The organism is Planotetraspora sp. A-T 1434 (assembly GCF_025420585.1).
GTDB lineage: Bacteria > Actinomycetota > Actinomycetes > Streptosporangiales > Streptosporangiaceae > JAOEGB01.
The window spans coordinates 53,392-76,122 of sequence record NZ_JAOEGB010000002.1 but is presented as its reverse complement, the minus strand read 5'-3'; the positions used below and the strand labels follow the sequence as shown (position 1 = coordinate 76,122).

General features: G+C 70.1%; 23 protein-coding genes. 17 read left to right on the top strand and 6 right to left on the bottom strand.

Going from position 1 to position 22,731, the window contains the following annotated elements; genetic code table 11:
- Nucleotides 1-82 precede the first annotated feature (82 nt).
- Nucleotides 83-1,012: a diacylglycerol/lipid kinase family protein gene (locus tag N5079_RS03725; protein ID WP_261581956.1), complete on the top strand. Its 930-nt coding sequence runs from the start codon at nucleotides 83-85 to the stop codon at nucleotides 1,010-1,012.
- Here N5079_RS03725 and N5079_RS03720 read toward each other — a convergent pair.
- Together N5079_RS03720 and N5079_RS03715 are read right to left on the bottom strand one after the other, a co-directional pair.
- On the bottom strand, nucleotides 975-1,823 hold the full coding sequence (locus tag N5079_RS03720) for an SWIM zinc finger family protein (protein WP_261581955.1): 849 nt from the start codon (nucleotides 1,821-1,823) through the stop codon (nucleotides 975-977). The genes N5079_RS03725 and N5079_RS03720 overlap by 38 nt on opposite strands.
- Before the next feature lie 5 nt (nucleotides 1,824-1,828).
- Nucleotides 1,829-4,984: a DEAD/DEAH box helicase gene (locus N5079_RS03715; RefSeq protein WP_261581953.1), complete on the bottom strand. Its 3,156-nt coding sequence runs from the start codon at nucleotides 4,982-4,984 to the stop codon at nucleotides 1,829-1,831.
- A 181-nt stretch (nucleotides 4,985-5,165) separates the two neighbouring features.
- Between N5079_RS03715 and N5079_RS03710 the strand changes: the two genes are divergently transcribed.
- The 14 genes from N5079_RS03710 to N5079_RS03645 all read left to right on the top strand — a co-directional run bounded on the left by N5079_RS03710 (nucleotide 5,166) and on the right by N5079_RS03645 (nucleotide 16,833).
- The gene (locus tag N5079_RS03710) at nucleotides 5,166-5,600 is read left to right on the top strand and encodes a phage holin family protein (protein ID WP_261581952.1); all 435 of its coding nucleotides are present in this window, start codon (nucleotides 5,166-5,168) and stop codon (nucleotides 5,598-5,600) included.
- Entirely contained in the window at nucleotides 5,597-6,136 is a 540-nt protein-coding gene (locus N5079_RS03705; RefSeq protein WP_261581950.1) for a DUF3618 domain-containing protein, read from the top strand. The genes N5079_RS03710 and N5079_RS03705 overlap by 4 nt, the downstream gene beginning before the upstream one ends.
- A 23-nt stretch (nucleotides 6,137-6,159) precedes the next feature.
- Nucleotides 6,160-7,119 carry a YihY/virulence factor BrkB family protein gene (locus N5079_RS03700; protein WP_261581948.1) on the top strand — a complete coding sequence of 320 codons (960 nt, stop codon included), beginning with the start codon at nucleotides 6,160-6,162 and terminating at the stop codon, nucleotides 7,117-7,119.
- A 32-nt stretch (nucleotides 7,120-7,151) separates the two neighbouring features.
- Nucleotides 7,152-7,670, top strand: coding sequence for a MaoC family dehydratase (locus N5079_RS03695; RefSeq protein WP_261581947.1), 519 nt, complete (start codon nucleotides 7,152-7,154; stop codon nucleotides 7,668-7,670).
- The gene (locus tag N5079_RS03690; RefSeq protein ID WP_261581946.1) at nucleotides 7,670-8,830 is read left to right on the top strand and encodes an acyl-CoA dehydrogenase family protein; all 1,161 of its coding nucleotides are present in this window, start codon (nucleotides 7,670-7,672) and stop codon (nucleotides 8,828-8,830) included. The genes N5079_RS03695 and N5079_RS03690 overlap by 1 nt, the downstream gene beginning before the upstream one ends.
- A gap of 135 nt (nucleotides 8,831-8,965) precedes the next feature.
- Nucleotides 8,966-9,430, top strand: coding sequence for an HIT family protein (locus tag N5079_RS03685; protein ID WP_315967775.1), 465 nt, complete (start codon nucleotides 8,966-8,968; stop codon nucleotides 9,428-9,430).
- 103 nt (nucleotides 9,431-9,533) lie between these two features.
- Nucleotides 9,534-10,715, top strand: a complete 1,182-nt coding sequence (locus tag N5079_RS03680) for a sensor histidine kinase (protein WP_261581945.1) — start codon at nucleotides 9,534-9,536, stop codon at nucleotides 10,713-10,715.
- Between the two features lie 85 nt (nucleotides 10,716-10,800).
- Nucleotides 10,801-11,394, top strand: coding sequence for a Uma2 family endonuclease (locus N5079_RS03675; protein WP_261581944.1), 594 nt, complete (start codon nucleotides 10,801-10,803; stop codon nucleotides 11,392-11,394).
- A gap of 105 nt (nucleotides 11,395-11,499) precedes the next feature.
- On the top strand, nucleotides 11,500-12,252 hold the full coding sequence (locus tag N5079_RS03670) for a LytR/AlgR family response regulator transcription factor (protein WP_261581943.1): 753 nt from the start codon (nucleotides 11,500-11,502) through the stop codon (nucleotides 12,250-12,252).
- A 3-nt stretch (nucleotides 12,253-12,255) separates the two neighbouring features.
- On the top strand, nucleotides 12,256-12,627 hold the full coding sequence (locus N5079_RS03665; protein WP_261581942.1) for a hypothetical protein: 372 nt from the start codon (nucleotides 12,256-12,258) through the stop codon (nucleotides 12,625-12,627).
- 26 nt (nucleotides 12,628-12,653) lie between these two features.
- Nucleotides 12,654-14,099, top strand: a complete 1,446-nt coding sequence (locus N5079_RS03660) for a cation acetate symporter (protein WP_410007742.1) — start codon at nucleotides 12,654-12,656, stop codon at nucleotides 14,097-14,099.
- A 169-nt stretch (nucleotides 14,100-14,268) separates the two neighbouring features.
- Nucleotides 14,269-14,595 (top strand): DUF485 domain-containing protein, encoded by a 327-nt coding sequence (locus N5079_RS03655; RefSeq protein WP_261581940.1) that lies wholly within the window; start codon nucleotides 14,269-14,271, stop codon nucleotides 14,593-14,595.
- Nucleotides 14,592-16,202 carry a cation acetate symporter gene (locus N5079_RS03650; protein WP_261581939.1) on the top strand — a complete coding sequence of 537 codons (1,611 nt, stop codon included), beginning with the start codon at nucleotides 14,592-14,594 and terminating at the stop codon, nucleotides 16,200-16,202. Before N5079_RS03655 ends, N5079_RS03650 begins: the two co-directional genes overlap by 4 nt.
- A 76-nt stretch (nucleotides 16,203-16,278) precedes the next feature.
- Nucleotides 16,279-16,833: a TetR/AcrR family transcriptional regulator gene (locus N5079_RS03645; protein WP_261581938.1), complete on the top strand. Its 555-nt coding sequence runs from the start codon at nucleotides 16,279-16,281 to the stop codon at nucleotides 16,831-16,833.
- Here N5079_RS03645 and N5079_RS03640 read toward each other — a convergent pair.
- The 4 genes from N5079_RS03640 to polX all read right to left on the bottom strand — a co-directional run bounded on the left by N5079_RS03640 (nucleotide 16,830) and on the right by polX (nucleotide 22,135).
- Complete coding sequence (locus tag N5079_RS03640; RefSeq protein ID WP_261581937.1) at nucleotides 16,830-18,314, bottom strand: WS/DGAT/MGAT family O-acyltransferase; 1,485 nt, start codon at nucleotides 18,312-18,314, stop codon at nucleotides 16,830-16,832. The genes N5079_RS03645 and N5079_RS03640 overlap by 4 nt on opposite strands.
- 163 nt (nucleotides 18,315-18,477) lie before the next feature.
- A complete protein-coding gene (locus N5079_RS03635; protein WP_261581936.1) occupies nucleotides 18,478-19,596 on the bottom strand; it encodes a sulfite oxidase in 1,119 nt (372 codons plus the stop codon).
- 62 nt (nucleotides 19,597-19,658) lie between these two features.
- Nucleotides 19,659-20,369: a hypothetical protein gene (locus tag N5079_RS03630; RefSeq protein ID WP_261581935.1), complete on the bottom strand. Its 711-nt coding sequence runs from the start codon at nucleotides 20,367-20,369 to the stop codon at nucleotides 19,659-19,661.
- A gap of 77 nt (nucleotides 20,370-20,446) precedes the next feature.
- A complete protein-coding gene (gene polX / locus N5079_RS03625) occupies nucleotides 20,447-22,135 on the bottom strand; it encodes a DNA polymerase/3'-5' exonuclease PolX (protein ID WP_261581933.1) in 1,689 nt (562 codons plus the stop codon).
- Between the two features lie 163 nt (nucleotides 22,136-22,298).
- Here polX and N5079_RS03620 point away from each other — a divergent pair, with 163 nt between their 5' ends.
- Both N5079_RS03620 and N5079_RS03615 read left to right on the top strand, forming a co-directional pair.
- Entirely contained in the window at nucleotides 22,299-22,577 is a 279-nt protein-coding gene (locus N5079_RS03620; protein WP_261581932.1) for a PIN domain-containing protein, read from the top strand.
- Nucleotides 22,565-22,720, top strand: coding sequence for a hypothetical protein (locus N5079_RS03615; protein ID WP_261581931.1), 156 nt, complete (start codon nucleotides 22,565-22,567; stop codon nucleotides 22,718-22,720). The genes N5079_RS03620 and N5079_RS03615 overlap by 13 nt, the downstream gene beginning before the upstream one ends.
- The last annotated feature ends 11 nt before the right edge of the window (nucleotides 22,721-22,731 follow it).

The following is a 22,731-nucleotide window of genomic DNA, read 5'->3' as shown; positions in this document are numbered from 1 at the left end:
CTGTGATCGTGCCCGGCGGCCCGAGCGGCCGCCGGGCACGACCATGCGCGCGGCATCCGGCGCGCCCGCCTAGCATGTGATCATGCGAAGCAAGGCGGACCACACGGCGGCGATCCACGACAAACGGCGGGCCGCCGTGGTGGTGAACACCCGGTCCCGCCGGGGCCGCCGCCACTACGCCGAGGTCTTACGGCTGCTCCGCGCCGCCGGTTTCGACCTGACCGGGATCCACCAGGTGACGGACCCGAGCCGGCTGCGGGAGACCCTGCTCCGCGCGCTCTCAGCCGAGCCGGACCTCCTCGTCGTGGGCGGCGGGGACGGCACGCTGAGCAGCTCGATCAGGCACGTCGCCGGCCGGGACGTCGCCCTCGGCGTGCTCCCGCTCGGGACCACCAACAACTTCGCCCGCAGCCTCGGCCTGCCGCTCGACCTGCCCGGCGCGATCCGCGTGTTCACCGCGGGCAAGGTCGCCGACATCGACCTCGGCCTGTGCGGCGACCGCCCCTTCGCCAACCTCGCGAGTTTCGGAGTCTCCGCCGAGGTCGCCGGCACCGTCCGCCCCTGGCTCAAACGGCTGCTCGGCAGGGCCGCCTACCCGCTGACCGCCATGACGATCCTCCCCGGCCACCGGCCGTTCCGCGCGTACATCACCGTGGACGGCAGGCGCCACGAACTGCTGACTCACCAGCTCAACGTCGCCAACGGCCGCTTCCACGGCGGCTGGCAGATCGCCAGGGACGCCGGCATCGACAACCACAGCCTCGTCGCCTACCAGCTCGGATCGGGCAAGCGGCTGAGGCTGGTCGGCGAGACCCTCGTGCGGGCCACCACCGGCCGGTGGCGCAGCCTCGCGGGCGGCCCGTTCCTCACCGGCCGGGAGATGCTGCTGGAGACCGACCCCCCGATGGCCGCCGACATCGACGGCGAGGTACGGCTGCGCACCCCACTGGTGATCAAGACCATCCCGAACGGCGTCAGGGTGATGGTTCCCCAGCACTTCGTGGATCAGTGAGGCTTCCTGAATCGGTGAGGGTTCCTGGATCGGTGAGGTTTTGCGCATCGCCGAGGCGCCGGTAGGCGGGGCGCAGCAGGTCGAGGATCGGGATGTGCCTCACCCTGATCGGCGGCGGGTCGAGCGTCCGCAGCAGCAATTCCGGCGGAGCCGGCGCCTGCGACGTCTGGCTCCTCAGCCGGGCCAGCGAGGTGCCCGGCTCGTAGAAGTCGGCCAGCCGTTCGGCGAACGGCACATCCTCCGTGTTCTGGCCGGGGACCTCGCGGAGGTCGTCGAGCAGGGTCTCCTTGGCCATCCCGCGCCAGGCCAGCACGAGGAAAGGGTCGTCGTCGAACCGCTCGGCGAGCAGGTAGAGCACCGCCGACAGGTGCTTGCACGGGAAGCCCCAGTCGGGGCAGGAGCACTCCATCTCCAGGCCCTGCTCGTCGTCTTGCTGGTTGGAGGAGGGGAACAGCGGCAGGCCGCACTCGCTGAACACGTCCTCGATCTCCCGGGGCATCTCCCCGGCCAGCAGCTTGGCCCGGTAGAGCGCCTGGGCGCCCAGCGCCTCCGTCAGCCGCTCCCAGTCGGCCGCGCCGTACGCCGCGATCTCGATCACCACGTCGTACGGCTCGGGCCGCGAGCCCTGCACGCGCGACCTGACCAGCCCGGGCGCGATGTCGAGATCGAGCACGTTGCCCGCGCGGGCGTAGGAGCGCCCCCGGCTCAACCGGCCCTTGTCGCAGATGCTCTCCAGGATGTCGATGAACCGCCGCGACCACCACCGCTCGCCCATGGTCCCGCGCCTGCCCCGCGCCTTCAGGCCGTCCATCAGGCTCAGCTCACCGCCTCGGGGGAGAGGCGGAACAGCTCGCGCAGCTCCGCGGTCGACAGGGTGGCGATCCAGTCCTCCCCGGTGCCGACGACGCTCTCGGCCAGCGCCTTCTTGCGCTCGATCATCTCGTCGATCCGCTCCTCCAGCGTGCCCACGCAGATGAACTTCCTGACCTGCACGTTCTTAGTCTGCCCGATCCGGAACGCCCGGTCGGTCGCCTGGTCCTCCACGGCCGGGTTCCACCACCGGTCCACGTGGACGACGTGGTTGGCCGCCGTCAGGTTCAGCCCGGTGCCCGCGGCCTTGAGCGACAGGAGGAACACCATCGGCTCGTCGTCGCTCTGGAACCGCTCGACCAGCGCGTCGCGCCGCGCCTTCGGCAGCCCGCCGTGCAGCCAGAGCACCGGCCGGTCCAGATGCGCCGCGAGGTACGGCTGGAGCATCGTCCCGAACTCGGCGTACTGCGTGAAGACCAGAGCCTTGTCGCCCTCGGCGACGATCTCCTCGGCCAGCTCCTCCAGCCGGGCCAGCTTGCCGGAGCGGCCGGGCAGCCGCGAGCCGTCCTTGAGCAGGTGGGCCGGGTGGTTGCACACCTGCTTGAGCTTGGTCATGGCGGCCAGCACGTTGCCGTGCCGTTCGATGCCCTCGCTGTCTTCGATGCGGCCCAGCATGTCCTCCACGACGGCCTGGTAGAGGGTGGCCTGCTCCGGGGTGAGGGTGCACCAGACCTTCATCTCCATCTTGTCCGGCAGATCGGAGATGATCGTCTTGTCGGTCTTGAGCCTTCGCAGCACGAACGGCCCGGTGGCCCGGCGGAGCGCCGCGGTCGCCGTCTCGTCGCCCTCCCGTTCGATCGGCTCCTGATAGCGCTCGCGGAACGTTCTGACCGACCCGAGCAGGCCGGGGTTGCAGAACTCCATGATCGACCACAGCTCGGCCAGATGGTTCTCGACCGGCGTGCCGGTCAGCGCGAGCCTCGTCCGCGCCGGAATCGACCGTACGGCCTGCGCCTGCCTGGCCGCGCTGTTCTTGATCGCCTGAGCCTCGTCGCAGACGACCCGGCCCCAGGGGAAACCGGCGAGGGCCTCCCGGTCACGCAGCGCCGTGCCGTACGTCGTGAGGACCAGGTCGGCCCGGCCCACCCGCTCGGCGAGCTCCTCGTCGCGCAGCCGCGCCGTGCCGTGATGCAGGTAGACGTCGAGCGACGGGGCGAACCTCGCCGCCTCCTTCTGCCAGTTGCTCAGCAGCGACATCGGGCACACCAGCAACGTCGCCCCCGGCGCGGCATGTCCGTTTCGCTCGTTTAGTAACAAAGACAACGTTTGTAGGGTTTTACCCAAGCCCATGTCGTCGGCGAGGATGCCGCCGAGGCCGATTTCGGACATGAAGGTGAGCCAGGACAGGCCGCGTTCCTGATAGGGGCGCAGGGTGCCGTGGAAGCCGTCCGGGGTGGCCACCGGCTGGAGGCGGCGATCGGCCTCGCCGGACAGCAGGTCGCCGAGCAGGCCGTCGGCGTCGACCTCCACCATGGGCAGGTCGTCGTCTCCTCCGTGGACGACCTCCTGGAGGACCTCGCCGACCGTCATCTCGCCCGCACGGCGGCGCTCCACGGCCTTCAGCGCGGCGCCGAGCTGCCGGTCGTCCAGCTCGACCCACTGCCCCCGCACGCGGACGAGGGGCACCTTGAGCCGGGCCAGCTCGGCGAGCTCCTCCTCCGTGATCGTCTCGTCGCCGACGGCCAGGTCGACGCGGAAGTTCACGAGCTGGCCGAGCCCGAAGCCCTGAGCGGCCACGGCTCCCGGCCCCTGCTTCTTCGACCTGGTGGTCAGCTTGAGCCCGAGCCTGGTCTTGCCCGCCCAGGCCGGGAGCTGGACGCCGAACCCGGCCGCCTGGAGAAGGGGAGCGGCGTGGCGGAGGAAATAGAAGGCCTCCGCCATGTCCAGCTCGACCGACGCCGGCCGTACGCCGCGCAGGGCGTCCTCCACCTTCGGGTAGAGGCGGGCCGCCCGGCCGAGGCCCGTGAGCAGGGTCTCCTCGGGCCGGCCGCTGAGGCCCGGCACGGTCTCACCCGCCCAGATGAGCGAAGCGGGCAGGTAGAGGCTGGGATCCTCGGTGGACTGGACGGCGAACTCGACCTCCCAGGGCGCGTCGTCCTTCGGGGGCTCCCTGAGGCGGAAGCTCACCCGGAACGGGCCGTGGGACCGCTGCGCCTGCGTGAACCACTGCTCCAGCGGCCTGACCAGCTCGTCGGCCTCCTTCGGCGGCACGCCGGGAAGCGCGGCGCTCTCCGCGGTGAGGGCGACCATCCAACGGTCGGCCAGCGGGCTCCGGGCGCCCGGGCGATGCCCGAGGAGCAGCCGCTCGGGGAGCGCCTGCCGTACCGCCGCGTCGGCGAGCCCGACCAGGGCGTCGCCGAGCACGTGCGCGGAGGGCCGCTCCTCTCCGGCGGCCCGGCATACCGGGGGCATCGCGGTGGCGAGCTCCCGGAAGCGGGCGGCGTCGGCGCCGGTCAGCACCGGCAGCCAGCGGGCCGCGTAGCCGTCCTCCTCGGTGACGAGCTGGGGCAGCACCCGGCCCCGCCATACGAGGTCGCGGGCGGCCGCGGCGACGACGGCGAGGTAGCGCAGGGAGGCTCCGGGAACCGGCGCGCCGTCGAGGGACTCGCCCGGCTCGTACGCGGCCGCCGGCAAGTGGGCGATCTCGTCCACGGCGTCGAGCAGGCCGAGCGCGGCGGGCGGCTCGACCAGTAGTACGGGCACGAGCCAGCGGCCGATCGCGGGAGCGCGGGCCTTGACGCTCACTCCCGACTCGGGGGAGGGCAGGGGGCTCTTCGCCGAACCGGGGAGCAGCATGGTCAGCTCGGACTCGGCCGCCTTGCCGGAGACCGCGGCCCCGGCGTCTCCCCAGGAGGACAGCTCGGCGGCGATGCCGGTCGCGGAGGCCGCGAAGGGATGCGGGCGCGCCTTGGAGACGCTCCGCGCCCTGGAAGCACTCGGAGACTTGGAGGCGCCCGGGGACTTCGAAGGGCTCGGGGACTTTGAAGGGCTCGGGGACTTTGAAGGGCTCGGGGGCTCTGAAGGGCTCGGGGACACGAGCGAGGAGTCCTCGGCCCAGAGCGCCAGCCTGCCGCCGACCCAGGTTCCGTGGACCACCAGCACCGCTGCCCCCTTTCGCCACCGAAACCGTAGCAGCGCGGCCGCGCTTCCTTCTCCCCATCTTTGCCGGGAGCCGGTGAGAACTCCGCCGTATCGTGACATTTCTATGTTCACCGTCCCGACATCGGTGGTTAGGGCTCTCGCCTGGGGGTAGTCGCTTCCCAACTTGGAAGGGAGGCCGGCCATGACCAATCAGGCGACCAATCAGGTGACCGATCGGGTGCCTAATCAGAGGGAAACTCTGTCCACCGGCGAACTCGTCCGGCGTCTGTCCGAGGACGTCTCCCGCCTCGTCAGAGACGAGCTGCGGCTGGCGCGACTGGAGATGACGGAGAAGGGCAAGCGCGCGGGAGTCGGCGCCGGGATGCTCGGCGGCGCGGGCGTCGTGGCCCTCTACGGCGGGGGCTCCCTCGTGGCCGCGGCGATCATCGCGCTCGCGATGGTGCTGCCCGCGTGGGCGAGCGCCCTGATCGTGGGCGCCGCGCTGCTTCTCGTGGCCGGGGTGGTCGGCCTGGTCGGTAAGCGCCAGGTGTCCAGGGCGACCCCGCCGACTCCCGAAAAGGCGATCCAGAGCTTCAAGACCGATATCGACGTGATGAAGGAGAGGGCCCGGAGATGACCGAGACCGACCCCGGGCGCGACGCCCGGACGGGCGCCGGCGGCGTGGGGGTTCACCGCCAGGACGTCACCGACCCGGTGACGGAGACCGAGTCGCTGAACGCGGTGCCGCAGCGCCAGGCGACGCCGGCCGGCTCGCCCGACCCGGCGCATCCGGCCGACTCGGCGGACGAGCTGACCGAAGTGCGGCAGGACATCGCCCGGACGCGCGAGGACCTCGGCGACACCATCGACGCCCTGGCCGCCAAGGCCGACGTGAAGACAAGAGCACAGGAGAAAGTGGAGGGGACGAAGATCATGGCGAAGGAGAAGGCCGCGGAGGTCGTGGAGCGGGTCCGCGAGGCCACGCCGGACACGGTGAAGGACGCGGCCGACAAGGTCGCCGAGCGGGTCCGCGACGTCACGCCGGACACGGTGAAGGACGCGGCCGACAAGGTGGCGGAGCAGGCCAGGCGGCGTCCCGCCGTGGCCATCGCCGCCGGCGCGGTGGCGCTCCTCGTCGTGCGGACGTTGCTGCGGAGGAAGAGGAGCCGATAGGCAGGCCGGGACGACGACGACAGATGGCTGACCGTAAGGACGACAAGGGGCCGGTGAAGCGGCTGTCACGCCGCGACTGGCTGGCGGCGCTCAAGCGCACCGCCCGGGAGTTCAAGAACGACAACATCCCGGACTGGGCCGCGGCCCTGACCTACTACGCCGTTCTGTCGATCTTCCCCGGGCTCATCGTGCTGGTGTCGATCGTGGGCCTGCTGGGCCCGGGCGCCGTCGAGGGCCTGCTGGGCAACATCAAGGGGCTGACACCGGGGCCGGTTCAGCAGCTGCTGTGGACCGGCCTCGGCAACGTCAGCAACAACCAGGGGACCGCGGGGGTGTTCGCCATCGGCGGTCTGCTGCTCGCCCTCTGGGCGGCCTCCGGCTACATCGCGGCGTTCATCCGCGCGACCAACGCCATCTTCGACATCCCGGAGGGCCGGCCGTTCTGGAAGGTCACGCCGCTGCGGGTCCTGCTCACGCTGGTGCTGGTGATCCTGATGGCGGCCGCCGCGGTGGCGGTCACCCTCACCGGGCGGCTGTCGGAGATCGTGGGGAGGCTCCTCGGGCTCGGCGGCGTCGCGGTGACGGCCTGGAACATCGCGAAGTGGCCGGTGCTGGTGATCCTGGCGGCCGGGATGATCACCCTGCTGTTCTACGCCGCCCCCAACGTCCGGCAGCCGGGCGTCCGCTGGCTGACGCCGGGCAGCCTGACGTCCGTCGTGCTGTGGATGATCGTGTCGGCCGGGTTCGGGCTGTACGTGGCGAGGTTCAGCTCCTACAACAAGACGTACGGCACGCTCGCGGCGGTCGTGGTGTTCCTCGTGTGGCTCTGGCTGTCGAACATCGCGATCCTCATCGGGGCGGAGTTCGACGCGGAGCTCCAGCGGGGGCGGAAGATCGTGGAGGAGGGGTCCGCGGCGGAGCCGTTCGTCGAGCCGCGCGACGAGCCGAAGGACAAGGAGAACGACGGCCTGAGTCAGACCTGACGGCGCCCATGGCTCCAGAATAGGATTCTGGCGTGACGGTGCATGAAGCCCGGATCGGGCGCCATTACGAGGACTTCGTGGTCGGGGACGTCTACCAGCACCCTCTGGGCCGCACCATCAGCGAGGCGGACAACACCTGGTTCACGCTGCTGACGATGAACACCAATCAGAACCACTTCAACGCCCACTTCGCGGAGAGGTCGCCGGTCGGGCGGATCATCGTCAACTCGGGCCTGTCCGTGGCGATCGTCCTCGGGCTCTCGGTGATCGACGTCAGCCAGACGGCGATGATGAACCTGGGCTGGGACGAGATCAGGCTGACCCATCCCGTGTTCGTCGGCGACACGCTCTACGCCGAGTCCATGGTGCTCGGCAAGCGCGAGTCGAGGTCCCGGCCGTACGCCGGGATCGTCGAGTGCCGGACCCGCGGCCTGAACCAGGACGGCGCCGAGGTCATGTCCTGGCGCCGCGCGGTCATGGTCTACAAGCGGGACGCCCCTCACGACAAGGGGTACTTCCCGGAGGCCGCGACCGGTCCGATGGAGGCGTGATGGACTTCGAGCTGAACGAGGACCAGCGGCTGTTCCAGCGGACGCTGCGCGAGTTCGTCGAGAGGGACATCGTTCCGGTGGCCGCCGAGTGGGAGCGCGCCGGACGCCACCCGGCCGAGATCATCGAGCGGTTCCGGCAGATGGGGCTGTTCGGCATCACGATTCCCGAGAGGTACGGCGGGCTCGACCTCGACCGGGTGTCGTTCGCCCTGGTCTTCGAAGAGATCGCCCGTGGCTGGATGGGCGTCGCGGGGATCCTGGGCTCGCACTCGCTGGCGACCTGGATGATCGCCGAGCACGGCACCGACGAGCAGCGCTCGCGCTACCTGCCCGAGCTGGCCACGGGGGCCCGCCGTACCGGCATCGCGCTGACCGAGCCGGGCGCGGGGACCGACCTGCAGGGCATCCGCACCCGGGCCGTGCGGGACGGCGACCACTACGTGATCGACGGGACGAAGACCTGGATCACCAACGCCAGGCACGCCGACCCGCTCCCCGTGCTCGTGAAGACCTCGGCCGAGAGCCCCGCCCACAAGGGCATGTCGGTCCTGCTGGTGGACGCGTCCAGCGAGGGCCTCACGATCAGCAGGGACCTGCCCAAGCTTGGATACAGGGGCACGGAGACGTGCGAGGTGGTCCTGGAGGGCGTCCGCGTGCCCGCGTCGCGGCTGCTCGGAGGCGTGGAGGGGCGGGGCATGCGCCAGGTGCTCTCGGCGTTGGAGCTGGGCCGGATCAACATCGCGGCCAGGGCCGTGGGAGTCGCCCAGTGCGCCTACGAAGCGGCGCTCGGCTACTCCCGGGAGCGGCAGGCGTTCGGGCAGCCGATCGCGGACTTCCAGGCGATCCGGCTCAAGCTGGCCGACATGGCGACGGAGATCCAGGCCGCCCGGCTGATGACCTACTGGGCGGCCGTGCGGTCGGAGTCGGGCGCCGTGACGACCGAGGCCGCGATGGCCAAGTATTTCGCCTCGGAGGTCGCGATGAGGGCCACGACTGAGGCGATGCGCGTCCACGGGGGATACGGCTACTCGCAGGAGTTCGTGGTCGAGCGCCTCTACCGCGACGCGCCCCTGATGGTGATCGGCGAGGGCACCAACGACATCCAGCGCCTGATCATCGCCAAGTCGCTCCTCCAGGGCACCACCACCCTCGGCTGGTGACCCCCCACCCCTGCCGTGATCATGCACAAGTTCCCGGAAATGCCGCCTGCCCTGCGACAACCCTTGCCGTGATCATGCACGAGTTCCCGGGCGGGTCGCCTGACCTGCCCACACCCTGTTCGTGATCATGCACGGGTGGGGGACAATACGGAGATGATCGCCAGAGGGACACGCCTGGCCGGATGCCTGTTCTGTGACATCGCCGCCGGGGACAAGCCCGCGTATGTCGTGCTGTCCGACGAGGTCGCGGCCGCGTTCCTGGACACGCGGCCGGTCTTCAAGGGGCACGTCCTCGTCGTGCCGCACGCCCACGTGGAGACCCTGGCCGACCTGCCGCACGAGACGGTCGGCCCCTTCTTCGAACGGGTCCAGGCCGTTGCTCGCGCGGTCGAGGAAGGCGTGGACGCGGCCGGCACCTTCGTGGCGATCAACAACCGTGTCAGCCAGAGCGTCCCGCATCTGCACGTTCACGTGGTGCCGCGCAACCGCAAGGACGGCCTGCGCGGCTTCTTCTGGCCGCGGGTGAAGTACGCCGACGACGTGGAGACCGAGGACTACGCGGCCCGCGTCCGCGACGCGCTCAAGAAATCTACAACGTAAAGGCGTCCGATCGGGACGCCTCAACGGATGGCGCTGGTCACTTCCTCAGAAGCGAGCTGGGGGAGGCGGTCGCGGCCTCCGTACGCGAGTAGGCTCCGGCGACGTGGAACCGCTCGTCGCCGCACTCGTCGTCCTCGTCCTCATCGGCGTGCCGGCCGTGGTGCTGTGGCGGGTCCTCCGCGGCCGCCGCGACCTCGGGAGCAGCCCGGCCGAGCGGGCCACGTTCGAGACCCTGCACACCGCCTCCCTCGCCGCGCCGCCCCTGCGGGCCGGGCTCACCCAGGCGGGAGCGCTGAAGGCGTCGCGGCATCTGCGGGAGCTGCTCGGCTCGCCCGCGATCGCCATCACCAACGGCGAGGAACTGCTGGTCTACGACGGCGCGGGGGAGCACCACGCCCATGAGGCCTTCGAGCACGCCGCCGAGACCCTGAAGGACGGCCGCACGCAGGTGCTGGCGCTCGACTGCGGCCTGCCCGAGTGCCCCGTACGGCACGCCGTGGTCGTGCCGCTCACCACCGACGACCGGGTGGTCGGGTCGCTCGCGGCGTACGGCGACCACGCCTCGGCCGGGCTCGTCCGGGCCGCGCAGGAGGTGGCCCGCTGGGTCGACTCGCAGCTTGAGCTCGCCGAGCTCGACCGGTCGCGGACGATGCTCATGGAGGCCGAGGTCCGGGCGCTCCGGGCGCAGATCTCGCCGCACTTCATCTACAACTCCCTCACGACGATCGCGTCCTTCGTCCGGACCGATCCCGAGCAGGCCCGCGAGCTGCTGCTGGAGTTCGCCGACTTCACGCGTTACTCCTTCCGGCGGCACGGCGAGTTCACGACGCTGGCCGAGGAGCTCCGGTCGATCGACCGCTACCTGACCCTCGAACGCGCCCGGTTCGGCGACCAGTTACAGGTCACGCTCCGCATCGCCCCCGAGGTGCTGGCGGTCGCCGTGCCGTTCCTGTGCCTGCAACCCCTGGTCGAGAACGCCGTACGGCACGGCCTGGAGAGCAAGCCCGGGGTCGGCCGGATCACGATCATCGCCGAGGATGCCGGAGCCGAGTGCGGGATCACGGTCGAGGACGACGGCATCGGCATGGACCCCGAACGGCTGCGGCGCGTCCTGGCGGGGGAGGACCGCTCGGGAGCGGGCGGCGTCGGCCTGGCCAACGTGGATGAGCGGCTCCGCCAGGTCTACGGCGACGAGTACGGCCTGGTGGTCGAGACCGGCCACGACGCCGGCACCAAGGTCACCCTCCGCGTTCCCAAATACCACCCCGGCGTCTCCGCCACCTGAATCCCTCGAACGCGAAGAGCGATCGTATAGTTACTGTTAGTGTTAGCTCCGGTCAGGATGCCCCTTGCCTGGAGGATCTGCGCTTGTGACCAGGACCATCGACTTCGGTCTGCACCGGATCGATCACCCTTGGACCCGGAGGGACACGTGCGAGTTGCCCGAGGGATTCCGGTACGAGATCGAGGACGGAAATCTCCTCGTCTCGGCGTCTCCCGCGCTCAAGCACCTCTGTGTCGCCTATCGGCTGATGCGCATTCTCGACGACGCAGCCGAGGAGGCGGGGCTGGATCTGATCTCCGTTGGCCCGGTCGACGTCGCGGTCCCCGGCTTCTTCGAGGGCTATCGGAGCCCCGACCTGGCGACGATCCCCGGGAAGCTCGCTGAGGGAAATTACGAGCTGCTCACCGGTGACGATGTGCTGATCGCGACGGAGATCACTAGCAAGGACGCCATCACGCGGGACATGATCACCAAGCGGCAGGTGTATGCGAGCATTGGCATCCCGTTCTACTGGGTCGTCCGGCTTGACGAGGCGGAGCCGCGCCTCATCGTCTTCAAGCTCGTCGAGGGCGAATACCGCCAGATCCACTCCGTCCGGGCTGGGGAGCCGGCGACGATCAGCGAGCCGTTCACGGTCGTGATCGACCCCGGCGCGCTGGTCCGCCGCCGCAGAGGCTGACCGAAGCTCACCTTCACCGGGGCTGTGACCCGGTTGTGATGGCGGGAGGCGTTGACTTCCGGCCATGCGGGTCAGCACCCTCAGGGGTGGTGAGAGGGGTGGTCGGTGAGCGGCCTGCGGGTCTTGGCGGTGGACGATGAGCAGCCCGCCCTGGAGGACCTGGCGTACCTGCTGAGGGCCGACGCGCGGATCGGCGACGTCCTGACCGCCCGCGACGGGGCCGCGGCGCTGAAGCTGCTCGACCGCGCGATGGCCGACGGACGGCCGATGGACGCGGTCTTCCTCGACATCCGCATGCGCGGCCTGGACGGCGTGGTGCTCGGCCGGCTGCTCACCCAGTTCACCAGGCCGCCGAAGGTGGTCTTCGTGACGGCCTACGAGGATCACGCGGTCGACGCGTTCGAGCTCAAGGCCGAGGACTACCTGCTCAAGCCGGTCAGGCCGGAACGGCTCGCCGAGGCGATCAGACGCGTGTGCGGCAGCCGTACCGAAAAGGAGGCGGGGCCGCAGGCGGACACGATCCCGGTCGAGCTGGGTGGGGTGACCAGATTCGTGGCGAGCACCGAGGTCCGGTACGTCGAGGCCCAGGGCGACTACGCCCGGCTGCACACCGCGACGGGGAGCCATCTGGTCCGCATCCCTTTGGCCGCGCTGGAGGAGCGCTGGGCGTCGGCGGGGTTCCTCCGGGTCCACCGCAGCCACCTGGTCGCGGTCAAGCACATCGACGAGTTGCACATCGACTCCGGCAGATGCGTCGTCCGCGTCGGGGAGACCGAGATCCCGGTCAGCCGCCGCCACACCCGCGAGCTGCGTGACCTCCTGGTCCGCCGGGCCCGCAAAGCGAAGCGGGAGGCGTAGGTCATGACGGGCAAGCCACGCAGGGTCGTCGTGACAAGCCCCCGCACGGCCGCCGCCCGCAGGCCGCGCCATCCCCTTACGCGCGAAATAGACGAGCAGACGCGGCTCGGCGAGGTCTACATGCGGTCTCTGGTGAGGACGCAGTTCCGCCTCGGCCTGTTCGTCTGCACTGTGCTGGCGTGCGTCGTCGGCGGGCTGCCGCTGCTGTTCCTGCTGGTCCCCGAATTGCGCGGGATGCTGCTGCTCGGCGTGCCGTTGCCGTGGGTGGTGCTCGCCGGTCTGATCTATCCCGCCTTCGTCGTGGGCGCCTGGCTCTACGTACGGCAGGCCGAGCGGAACGAGCGCGACTTCGCCGACCTCGTAGAACGCCGGTGAGCGGGATCGTCGCCGTCGTCCTGGTGATGCTGGCTGCTCTTCTGATCGGGGCGTTCGGCATCAGGATGTCCCGCACGACGTCGGACTTCTACGTCGCGTCCCGGACGGTGTCGCCCCTGTGGAACGCCTCGGCGATCGGCGGGGAGTATCTCTCGGCGGCGTCGTTCCTCGGCATCGCCGGGCTCATCCTGACCTACGGCGCGGACATGCTGTGGCTCCCGGTCGGCTGGACGGGCGGCTATCTCGTGCTGCTCGTGCTGGTGTCCGCGCCGCTGCGGCGTTCGGGGGCCTACACGCTGCCCGACTTCGCGGAGGCCCGGCTGGAGTCGATGGCCGTGCGCCGGATGTCGAGCGTGCTGGTCCTGCTGATCGGCTGGCTGTACCTGATGCCGCAGTTCCAGAGCGCCGGGCTGGTGTTCCGTACGATCACGGGCGCGCCGACCTGGGCCGGGGGGCTGCTGGTCGCGGGGGTGGTCGCGGTCAACGTGCTGTCGGGCGGGATGCGGTCGATCACGTTCGTCCAGGCGTTCCAGTACTGGCTGAAGCTCACCGCGCTCGCCGTGCCGCTGGTGTTCATGCTGGCCGCGTGGCGCTCGGGCGGGTCTCCGGGGCTCCGGACCGGCGATCCGTGGGCGCTGCCGCTGCACGGCCGGGAGCACCCGCTCTACGAGACGTACTCGCTCATCCTGGCCACTTTCCTCGGCACGATGGGCCTGCCGCACGTGCTGGTCCGCTTCTACACGAACCCGGACGGCCGGGCGGCCCGCCGTACGACCCTGGTGGTCCTGACCCTGCTGGGCGCGTTCTACCTGATGCCGGCGATCTACGGCTTCCTCGGGCGGGTGTACGGCCTGCCGGCCACCGACACGGTGGTGCTGACGCTGCCCGGGCGGCTGGTGGGCGGTATCGCCGGGGAGTTGCTGACCGCACTCGTGACGGCCGGGGCGTTCGCGGCGTTCCTGTCCACGTCGTCGGGGCTGACGGTCTCGGTCGCCGGGGTGATCGCCCAGGACATTCTCCACGGCGGGGTGCGCTCGTTCCGGGTCGCCACGGCGGTCGCGGTGGTCGTGCCGTTCGCGCTGGCGGGGATGGCGCGTTCGCTGCCGGTCGCCAACGTGGTGGGGCTGGCGTTCGCGGTGGCCGCGTCGTCGTTCTGCCCGCTGCTCGTGCTGGGCATCTGGTGGCGCAGGCTGACCACGGCCGGGGCCCTGGCGGGGCTGCTCATCGGGGGTGGGCTGGCCTGTGCGGCGGTCCTGGCGACCATAGTCGGCGGGCCGTACACGGGCTGGACCGAGGCGCTGCTGGCGCAGCCGGCGGCCTGGACGGTGCCGGTGTCGTTCACCGTCATGGTGGTGGTCTCGCTGCTCACGCCGTCGCGGGTGCCGCGCGGTGTCGCCCGGACGATGGTGCGCCTGCACACCCCCGAGACGCTGAACGTCGACCGCGGCGACTGGCATCCCCGCTCGATCTGAACCGCGGCGCGGGACCGTTCGGCGCGCGCAACCGACCTTTCGCCGCATGCCCCGCCCAGGTGACCGAGCGACCGGTACGGCTGGGCGACGCGGCGGCGTCCGGGTCTCGAAAGGGAAGGGTCCGCGCTCCTACGTTGAGGTGATCCAGATCACTGTCGAAGGAGGGCATGTGACCGTTCAGCACGACTCATCGGTCTATGAGGAGATACAGGCCAGCGACCAGTTCCAGGAACTGCGCCGCCGGTACCGTTCCTGGGCCTTCCCGATGACCGTCGCGTTCCTCGCCTGGTACCTGCTTTATGTGGTGCTGTCCGGCTTTGCCCGCGGCTTCATGGGCACCAAGCTCTTCGGCAACATCAACGTCGCCCTGGTCTTCGGCCTCCTGCAGTTCGTGTCCACGTTCCTGATCGCCTGGGCGTACTCCCGGCACGCCGCTAGCAAGCTCGACCCGCTCGCCGACGAGCTCCGCGACAAGGTCGAGGAGAAGGCCAAGTGAAGCACGAGACCCTGTCCACCATCCTGTTCCTGGTCTTCGTCGCGGGCACGCTGGGGATCACCTTCTGGGCGAGCCGCCACACGAAGGACGCGACCGACTTCTACGCCGGCGGCCGCTCGTTCAGCGGCGTGCAGAACGGCCTGGCGATCGGCGGCGACTACATGTCGGCGGCGTCGTTCCTCGGCATCGCGGGCATCATCGCGCTGTCGGGCTACGACGGGTTCCTCTACTCGATCGGCTTCCTCGTCGCGTGGCTGGTGGCGCTGCTGCTGGTCGCGGAGCTGATGCGGAACTCCGGCAAGTACACGATGGCCGACGTGCTCGCCTTCCGGATGAGCCCCCGCCCGGTCCGCACGGCCGCCGGGGTCTCCACGATCACGGTGAGCATCTTCTACCTGCTCGCGCAGATGGTCGGCGCGGGCGCCCTGGTCGGACTGCTGCTCGGCATCAAGTCGGACTCCGGCAAGATGTGGACGATCATCGCCGTCGGCCTGCTCATGGTGATCTACGTCGTGATCGGCGGCATGAAGGGCACCACCTGGGTGCAGATCGTCAAGGCCGTCATGCTGATGACCGGCGCCGCCCTGGTGACGCTGCTCGTCCTCGGCAAGTTCGGCTTCAACGTGTCGAAACTCCTCGGCGACGCGGCGGCGCAGAGCGGCAAGGGCGACGCGTTCCTCAACTCCGGGCTCAAGTACGGCACGGAGGCGCAGGGAATCGCCGGGAAGATCGACCTGATCAGCCTGGGGCTCGCCCTCGTGCTCGGCACGGCGGGCCTGCCGCACATCCTGATCCGCTTCTACACCGTGCCCACCGCGAAGGACGCCCGCAAGTCGGTCATGTGGGGCATCGGCATCATCGGCGTCTTCTACCTGCTGACCCTGGTCCTGGGCTTCGGCGCGGCGGCCATCGTCGGGTCCAAGAAGATCTCCACGGCCAACGCGGCGGGCAACACCGCCGCGCCGCAGCTCGCGGAGGAGATCGGGAGGCAGATCTTCGGCGACGTCGGCGGCACGATCCTGCTCGCGGTCATCGCCGCGGTCGCGTTCGCCACGATCCTCGCCGTGGTCGCCGGCCTGACGCTCGCCTCCTCGTCGAGCTTCGCGCACGACCTGTACGCCCACGTGTTCAAGCGGGGGAACGTCACCGACAAGGAGGAGGTGCTGGTCGCCCGCCTGTCCGCGTTCGTCATCGGCGCGGTCGCGATCGTCCTCGGCATCCTCGCCCAGTCGCTCAACGTGGCCTTCCTCGTGGCGCTCGCGTTCGCGGTCGCCGCGTCGGGCAACCTCCCGGCGATCCTCTACAGCCTGTTCTGGAAGCGGTTCAACACGGCCGGCGCGGTGTCGGCGATCTACGGTGGCCTGATCTCCGCCGTCGTCCTGGTCATCTTCTCGCCGGTCGTCTCCGGCTCGAAGACGGCCATGTTCCCCGACGTGGACTTCCACTGGTTCCCGCTGTCGAACCCCGGCATCGTGTCGATCCCGCTCGGCTTCCTGTTCGGTTACCTCGGCACGGTCCTCAGCAAGGAGTACAACGCGGAGAAGTACGCCGAGATCGAGGTCCGCTCGCTAACCGGCGTCGGGGCGGAGAAGGCTGTCCAGCACTGACCCACCCGGCACCCCCACGCTGGCCTGTCCGTGGCGTCATGGCGTGGGGGTGCCAGGTATGGCTATCGTCGTCCCCGTGAACAGGAGGTTGCCGGACGGCGACGCGCGGACCCGGATCCTCGACGCGGCCGAGGAGCTGTTCGCGGGCGGCGGGTACGACGCGACGCCGACCGCGAGGATCGCCGAGCTGGCCGGCGTGCCGAAGGGCCTGGTCTTCCACTACTTCCCCCGCAAGATCGACGTGCTGATCTCCCTGGTCGACGAGCGGACGGTCGTGACCGAGGAGGACGTCGAGGCCGTGCCGGGCGACGCCGCGGGCACGCTGTCCAAACTGGCGCAGATGCTCCCGCTCCGGGCCTCCCCGGCGATGCGGCGCATCCTGTTCCGGGAGGCCGACACCCACCGCTCGGTCCGGGAGCGGCTGGGCCGCCTCAATACCGAGATCATCCGGCGGGCCAGGTTCGCTCTGGAACTGGCCCTGCCGGGCAGCCGCGGCGACGCGGCGCGGCTGGAGGCCGCGGCCGCCACGTTCGCCGCCGTTCTCCTCTACCAGGAGAGCCTCTGCCTGCTCACCGGCCACCACATCGACCCCGACGCGGTCGCCGAGCTGATCGCCCACGCGCTCGGTTAGGCGGGAACCTTAACGGGAGCGTCGGCGCTCTCCTCCTCGTCCTCGACGAGCGCGGTCAGCTCCTCCATCGACTCATGGAGGTGGCCGATGACGCTCCACACGTCAGGCACCCGTGAGGGGCAGGCGACGATGCCGAAGTCGAGCCGCCCGTCGTAGGACACGCACGTGATGCTGATGCCGCCCGTCAGGTCGGTCACGACCGACATCGGGTGGTAGGACAGCATCCGCGCGCCGCACATGTACAGCGGGACGGGCGGGCCGGGCACGTTCGAGACGATCAGGTTGACCCCCGCCCCGGCCAGGCCCGCCAGGCGGAACAGCGCCGGCGTCGCCAGCGCGGAGAAGGCCGAGGGGAACATCGCGCACACGTCGCTCATCCAGGTCCTGCGGGACACAGCGAAGCGCCGCTTGGCGGCCGCCATGGTCGAGCGGACGACCGTCAGCCGCTCCCTCGGGCAGACCACGTCGGTCGCCATCGGAGTGATCATGGCCGATATCTGGTTGCCGATCCCGCCGCCCCCGCCCGCCGTACGGACCGCGACGGGGACCGCCGCGACGAGGGGCCGGCCGGGCAGCGCGTCATGGTCGGTCAGCCAGCGACGTAGCGCCGACGAGCACAGGGTCATGACGACGTCGTTGCGGCTCATCCCGAATGCGCGGGCGACGCTTTTGACCTCGCTCATCGGGATGGATCCGAAGGAGAAGACCCGCTCGCCCGAGACGGGCCCGTTGAACGGTGTCCGCGGCGCGGTGATCGACGGCAGCGCGGGCAGCGGCCGGGAGTCGCCGCCCATCCGGCGCGTCAGCCCGGCCACGAGACGGGCGCCGGGCAGGGCCGAAACGACCGGGATCGCGTCCAGGTCGACGGCGGCGCGGGCCATCGAGCGCAGCGTCTGGACGGGCTGGGCGACCGACCGGGTGACCGCTCCCGCCAGCATCGGCAGCAGGCCCGGCCCACGCTCGGGCGCGATCTCGGGCGTGGCCTCCACCAAGCGCGGCTCGGGGGAGGGGTCGAAGAGCGAGGTGAGGATCTCCGATCCGGACACGCCGTCGATGGCGCAGTGGTGGACCTTGGCGTAGAGGGCGACCCGGCCGTCCGCGAGGCCGTGGATCAGGTGCATCTCCCAGAGTGGACGAGTCCGGTCGAGCCGCCGCGCGTGGATCCGCGCCACGTGCGCGGCGAGCTGCCGCTCGTCGCCGGGAGCCGGAAGGGTCGCCTCGCGCACGTGATGGTCGAGGTCGATATCGGGGTCGTCCACCCAGTAGGGCCGGTCGAGGCCGAACGGCAGGCCCGCGAGGCGCATCCGCAGGGGAGGGGCCAGGTGGATGCGCTCGCGCAGCAGATTGATCAGGCACTGGCGGGTCACCGTGCCGGAGGGGGCCGAAGCCGGGTCGAGGATCGCCACCCCGGCGACGTGGGCCGCCGTCGTGGCCGACTCGACACCGAGGAATTGCGCGTCGAGTGCCGTCAGCTGGCGCATGGCCGTCCTCCCCCTAATCGCTCCGGAGGGTAACCATCATCACGGCACAGAGTTGCCGGGACGTTTCGCGGGAATCTCCGGAAGGTTCCTTCAGCACGACACGGCCCCGCTCACACCTGTCCGCGAAACGCCCGCCCAGCTGACTGCCGGAGGACATTCCCGCTCAGGGCACGACGGTAACGGGGTGATCGACGATCCCGCCGAAGAGATAACCCATGGTGTTGTACGGCGTGCGCAAAGGCTGACCGGCGCCGGTGTCGTCGACGGCCCTGGCGTTCAGCGCGTACGTCCCGGCCTCGGGAGGCGACCACTCGACGTCCCAGAGCGTCCAGCCGCCGGCGGGGCCGTCCTGCCGGATGCGGGCGGGCCGCCACGACCTGCCGTGGTCGGCGCTGACCTCCACCCGGACGATCCGCCCGGTGCCCGACCAGGACCTGCCGTACAGGACGTGCGCCCGGCCCGACTGGAATGTCGCGTTCCAGGGGAGCTCGAAGGCGCTCTTGACCACCTGAGTCGTGAGCGGTTCGCTGCCCAGACGGTAAGTCTCCGTGCTCCAGGGGGAGGGCAGCGGCGCCGTGGAGACCTCGATGTCGCCCAGCCACTTGATGGACGCGATCCCGATCCAGCCGGGTACGACGAGGCGGGCGGGGAAGCCGTGGTCGGGCGGCAGCGGCTCGCCGTTCATCTCGTAGGCGACCAGCACGTCGTCGAGGGCCTTCGCGACGGGGATCGGGCGGCGGACGTGGCCGAGGTTCACGCCGTTGTCGACGTATTCGGGGTCGAGGCCGGTGGGGAGCACGTCCACGGCGTCGCCGGAGATCCCGGCGAGGTCCAGGAGGGTGGACAGCGGCACGCCGCGCCAGCGGGCGACGCCGATGCCGCCGAGCCGCCAGGGCGTGCCGGACGCGCGGCGCCCCTGCTGGGACGCGAAGAACGACCGCCCGTTGCCCGCGCACTCGATCGCGCAGTCGACAGTCGTCGAGGGGAGGGCGAGCAGGTCCTCGTAGGTGAAGGAGCGTGGAGCGCGCAGGCCCGAGCCGTGCAGGCGCAGCCGCCACGTCGAGGCGTCGATGAGGGGTGTGCAGGTGTGGTTGCGGACGAAGAACCGGTCGTTGGGGACGTGGTAGCCCAGGCCGCGCATGGCCTCCCAGCGGGTCTCGGCGCAGGACCCGTGCACGACGAACAGTTCCGGGGGTAGGGGTTTGACTATGGGGGACATCCCGCCCCCGGCGAGAGGGGTGATGTCCCCCAAGGTACAGAGAGCCTGCCTGCTCGTGTCCATGCGGACCACCTCCCGGTATTACCTACTAGGAAACCATTTAATAACCGGTGAGGTGCACAGCGCTACGACGGGGCCTCACTGAGTGGCCGCCCCTGGGTGAACAGGAGGAATCCATACACGAACATCGCCGCCACAGCACCCACGGCGAGCCAGTAACCGGGCAGCAGGATCGGCCCGCCGCTGAGGGAGATGAGGAGCGTCGGGAGGAATACCACCGCCGTCCCCATCGCCATTCCGCCGGCGACCCCCCGAGAAGCGAATCCCCCCGCGAGCGCGAGCACCACCACGGCCCCGACGGCAATGGCGAAACCTACGAGGTCCGAGTACAGATCCTGCTCGTAACGGAACATCACACAGCAGTCCAGGTATCCGGGCCCGCCCAGCCCTGTAACCGGGATGCGGACCCACGGAAGCCAGTCGGCGGCGAGGTAGACCAGCGGCAGCGCACCGGCGGCGATCGTGCGGTGACGGCCCTTCACCTGAGCGAAGCGCCCTTGCCGATGCCACGCGACGACCCCGAGGACGAGCATCACACGCGCGATCGCCCCGGCCAGCTGAAAGGGAGTGAGCTCGTCCACTGCCACGAGAGAAGGCGGCCTGAGGTGGTGCACGGCGTGGTCCACGGTGTTCACGAAGAAGCCGACGGCGTATAGGCCGACGAAGAGGCCCGTACCCGCTGTGGCTGTACGCCTGAACTGGAGCAGCACTGTCGTGACGACGGTGGGGGCGATGGACAGCGCCAAAACGGCGAGATCGAAGGATCTGAACTGCAAGATCGACGGCGCGGTAGGCCGGTGGGTTTCGGCGGGCCCGCAGGGCCGGTTTGGTGGTGACCCGCTGAGAGGCTCGGTTATGACCTGCGGAGGAAGGTGAGGAGGCGGTCGAGGGGCCAGGTGTTGACGACGTCGTCGGTCGTGAGCCACGCCCGCTGCGCGATGCCGACGCCGAACCTCTGGTGGGCCAGGTGCGGGATGGCATGGGAGTCGCTGTCGATCGAGAACTTCACGCCGTGGTGCCGCGCGAGCCGTACGAGATCGGACGGCAGGTCGGCGCGGTCGGGATAGGAGTCGATCTCCATGATGGTGCCGGTGCGGCCGGCCGCCTGGAAGACCGCGTCCCAGTCGGCGTCGACGGGCGGCCGCTTGCCGATCTTGCGGGTGGTCGGATGGCCGATGATGTGGACGTTCGGGTTCTCGCAGGCCGCGATGAAGCGCCGGGTCATCTCGTGGCGCGACTGCGTGAAGTGCGAGTGGACCGAGGCGACGCAGACGTCGAAGCCTTGCAGCACCTCCCCGGGCCAGTCCACGGCGCCGTCGGGGGCGATGTTCAGCTCGGTGCCGTGCAGCAACCGCATGTCCGGATATTTCGACTGAAGTTCGGCGAGCTGTCCGCGCTGCTCCAGGGCCTTCTCCAGCGTCATCCGCTGCATGGCCAGGTCGGGCGCGTGGTCCGTGACCGCGTAGTAGGAGTAGCCGCGCCGCGCGGCGGCGGCGACCATGTCCTCCAGCGACGCGATCCCGTCGGTCAGGTCGGTGTGCGTGTGCAGGTCGCCCTTGATGTCGCCGAGCTCGACCAGGCGGGGCAGCTCGTCGCGCAGGGCGGCCTGGACCTCGCCGCCGTCCTCCCGGAGCGCCGGCGGCACCCACGCCATGCCCAGCGCGTGGTAGATGTCCTCTTCGCTCTGGGAGGCGATGATCCGGTCCTCGCTGTCGAACAGGCCGTACTCCGACAGCTTCCAGCCCTTCTTGACCGCCATCTCCCTGATATGGACGTTGTGCTCCTTGCTGCCGGTGAAGTAGACGAGCGCCGCGCCCCACGAGTCCGCGGGGACCACCCGCAGGTCGACCTGGATCCCTCGGTCCGTCCGCACCGACGTCTTCCGCTCGCCCCGCGCGATGACCTCCGCGACGTACGGCTGGCCGACGAAGAGCTCCATCAGCTTGACCGGGCCGACGGCGAGGATGTCGATGTCGCCGATGGTCTCGCGCATCCTGCGTAGCGACCCGGCGTAGGCGATCTTGTCGGCGGGCAGCGAGGCGATGACGCGCTCGGCGAGGTCCATCGCCACGCCGAGGTGCACGCGCCGCCCCGACTGCTCCATCTGCTCGATGCCCTTGAGCAGGTTCTCCTCGGTCCTCGCTCCGAACCCCTTGAGGCCCGACAGCCGTCCGGCCCGGATCGCCTCGGCGAGGGCCACGGGCGAGTCGATGCCGAGCTCCTGGAACAGGAACAGCGCCTTCTTGGGGCCGAGCGAGGGGATCCTGGTCAGCCTGCGGACGCCTTCGGGCACCCGGCCGCGCAGGTCGTCGAGCTGGCGGAAGCTCCCTCTGGACAGGAACTCCTCCACCTTCTTGGCGATCGCCTCGCCCACGCCGGGGATCTTCCGGACGTCGGCCTGCCGTAGGTCGTCGGGGAACCCCGCGATCGACTTGGCCGCCTTCTGGTAGCTCCGCACGCGGAACGCGTCGCCGCCCGTCAGCGCGAACAGGTCCGCGTACTCCTCCAGCGCCGCCGCGGCCTCATCATTCGCCCGTCCCATGCGAATCAGCGTACGGCCTGCCACTGACAATACGCCCGTCGTACCGCCGTCTCAGGGGCGACGCTCCCGACTTTCGGGAGTTCCTTCTCTCGGATCCCGACTGGGACGACGACGTGGAGATTCCCCGGAATCGGGACCTGCCTCGAGAGGTTGACTTCGACTGATGGGCGTCGGTTACCTGCTTGACACGAACGTGGTTTCCGAAGCGCGAAAGCGAAACGGGAGCGCGCAGGTCAAGGACTGGATCGGCGCGGCTCACGGGCCCACGCTCTATCTCAGCAGCCTCACCGTCGGCGAGATCCGCTGCGGAGTAGAACTTCGCAGGCGCAGTGATCCCGCGCAAGCGGCGGCACTGGAACGCTGGCTCCATGGCCTTCATCGGCAGTTTCGTGATCGGATCGCCCCCGTCACCTCCGAGGTGGCTGAGGAATGGGGCGGCTGAACACGATACGCACGCTGCCGACGGTGGACGGTCTCCTCGCCGCGACGGCCAGAGTGAACGGCTGGACGCTGGTCAGCCGGAACCTCAAGGACTTCGCCGGCACAGGGGTCTCTGTGGTGAATCCCTTCGAACCGATCCATTGACGCCGATCGGC

Bases quoted from the DNA above. Each gene is read 5' to 3' on its own strand.
- N5079_RS03615 (WP_261581931.1), top strand. From the start codon at position 22,565: ATGGGGCGGCTGAACACGATACGCACGCTGCCGACGGTGGACGGTCTC.
- N5079_RS03660 (WP_410007742.1), top strand. From the start codon at position 12,654: ATGCTGGCTGCTCTTCTGATCGGGGCGTTCGGCATCAGGATGTCCCGC.
- N5079_RS03705 (WP_261581950.1), top strand. From the start codon at position 5,597: ATGACCGAGACCGACCCCGGGCGCGACGCCCGGACGGGCGCCGGCGGC.
- N5079_RS03640 (WP_261581937.1), bottom strand. From the start codon at position 18,314: ATGCGCCAGCTGACGGCACTCGACGCGCAATTCCTCGGTGTCGAGTCG.
- N5079_RS03725 (WP_261581956.1), top strand. From the start codon at position 83: ATGCGAAGCAAGGCGGACCACACGGCGGCGATCCACGACAAACGGCGG.
- polX (WP_261581933.1), bottom strand. From the start codon at position 22,135: ATGGGACGGGCGAATGATGAGGCCGCGGCGGCGCTGGAGGAGTACGCG.
- N5079_RS03620 (WP_261581932.1), top strand. From the start codon at position 22,299: ATGGGCGTCGGTTACCTGCTTGACACGAACGTGGTTTCCGAAGCGCGA.
- N5079_RS03700 (WP_261581948.1), top strand. From the start codon at position 6,160: ATGGCTGACCGTAAGGACGACAAGGGGCCGGTGAAGCGGCTGTCACGC.
- N5079_RS03720 (WP_261581955.1), bottom strand. From the start codon at position 1,823: ATGGACGGCCTGAAGGCGCGGGGCAGGCGCGGGACCATGGGCGAGCGG.
- N5079_RS03665 (WP_261581942.1), top strand. From the start codon at position 12,256: ATGACGGGCAAGCCACGCAGGGTCGTCGTGACAAGCCCCCGCACGGCC.
- N5079_RS03690 (WP_261581946.1), top strand. From the start codon at position 7,670: ATGGACTTCGAGCTGAACGAGGACCAGCGGCTGTTCCAGCGGACGCTG.
- N5079_RS03710 (WP_261581952.1), top strand. From the start codon at position 5,166: ATGACCAATCAGGCGACCAATCAGGTGACCGATCGGGTGCCTAATCAG.
- N5079_RS03635 (WP_261581936.1), bottom strand. From the start codon at position 19,596: ATGGACACGAGCAGGCAGGCTCTCTGTACCTTGGGGGACATCACCCCT.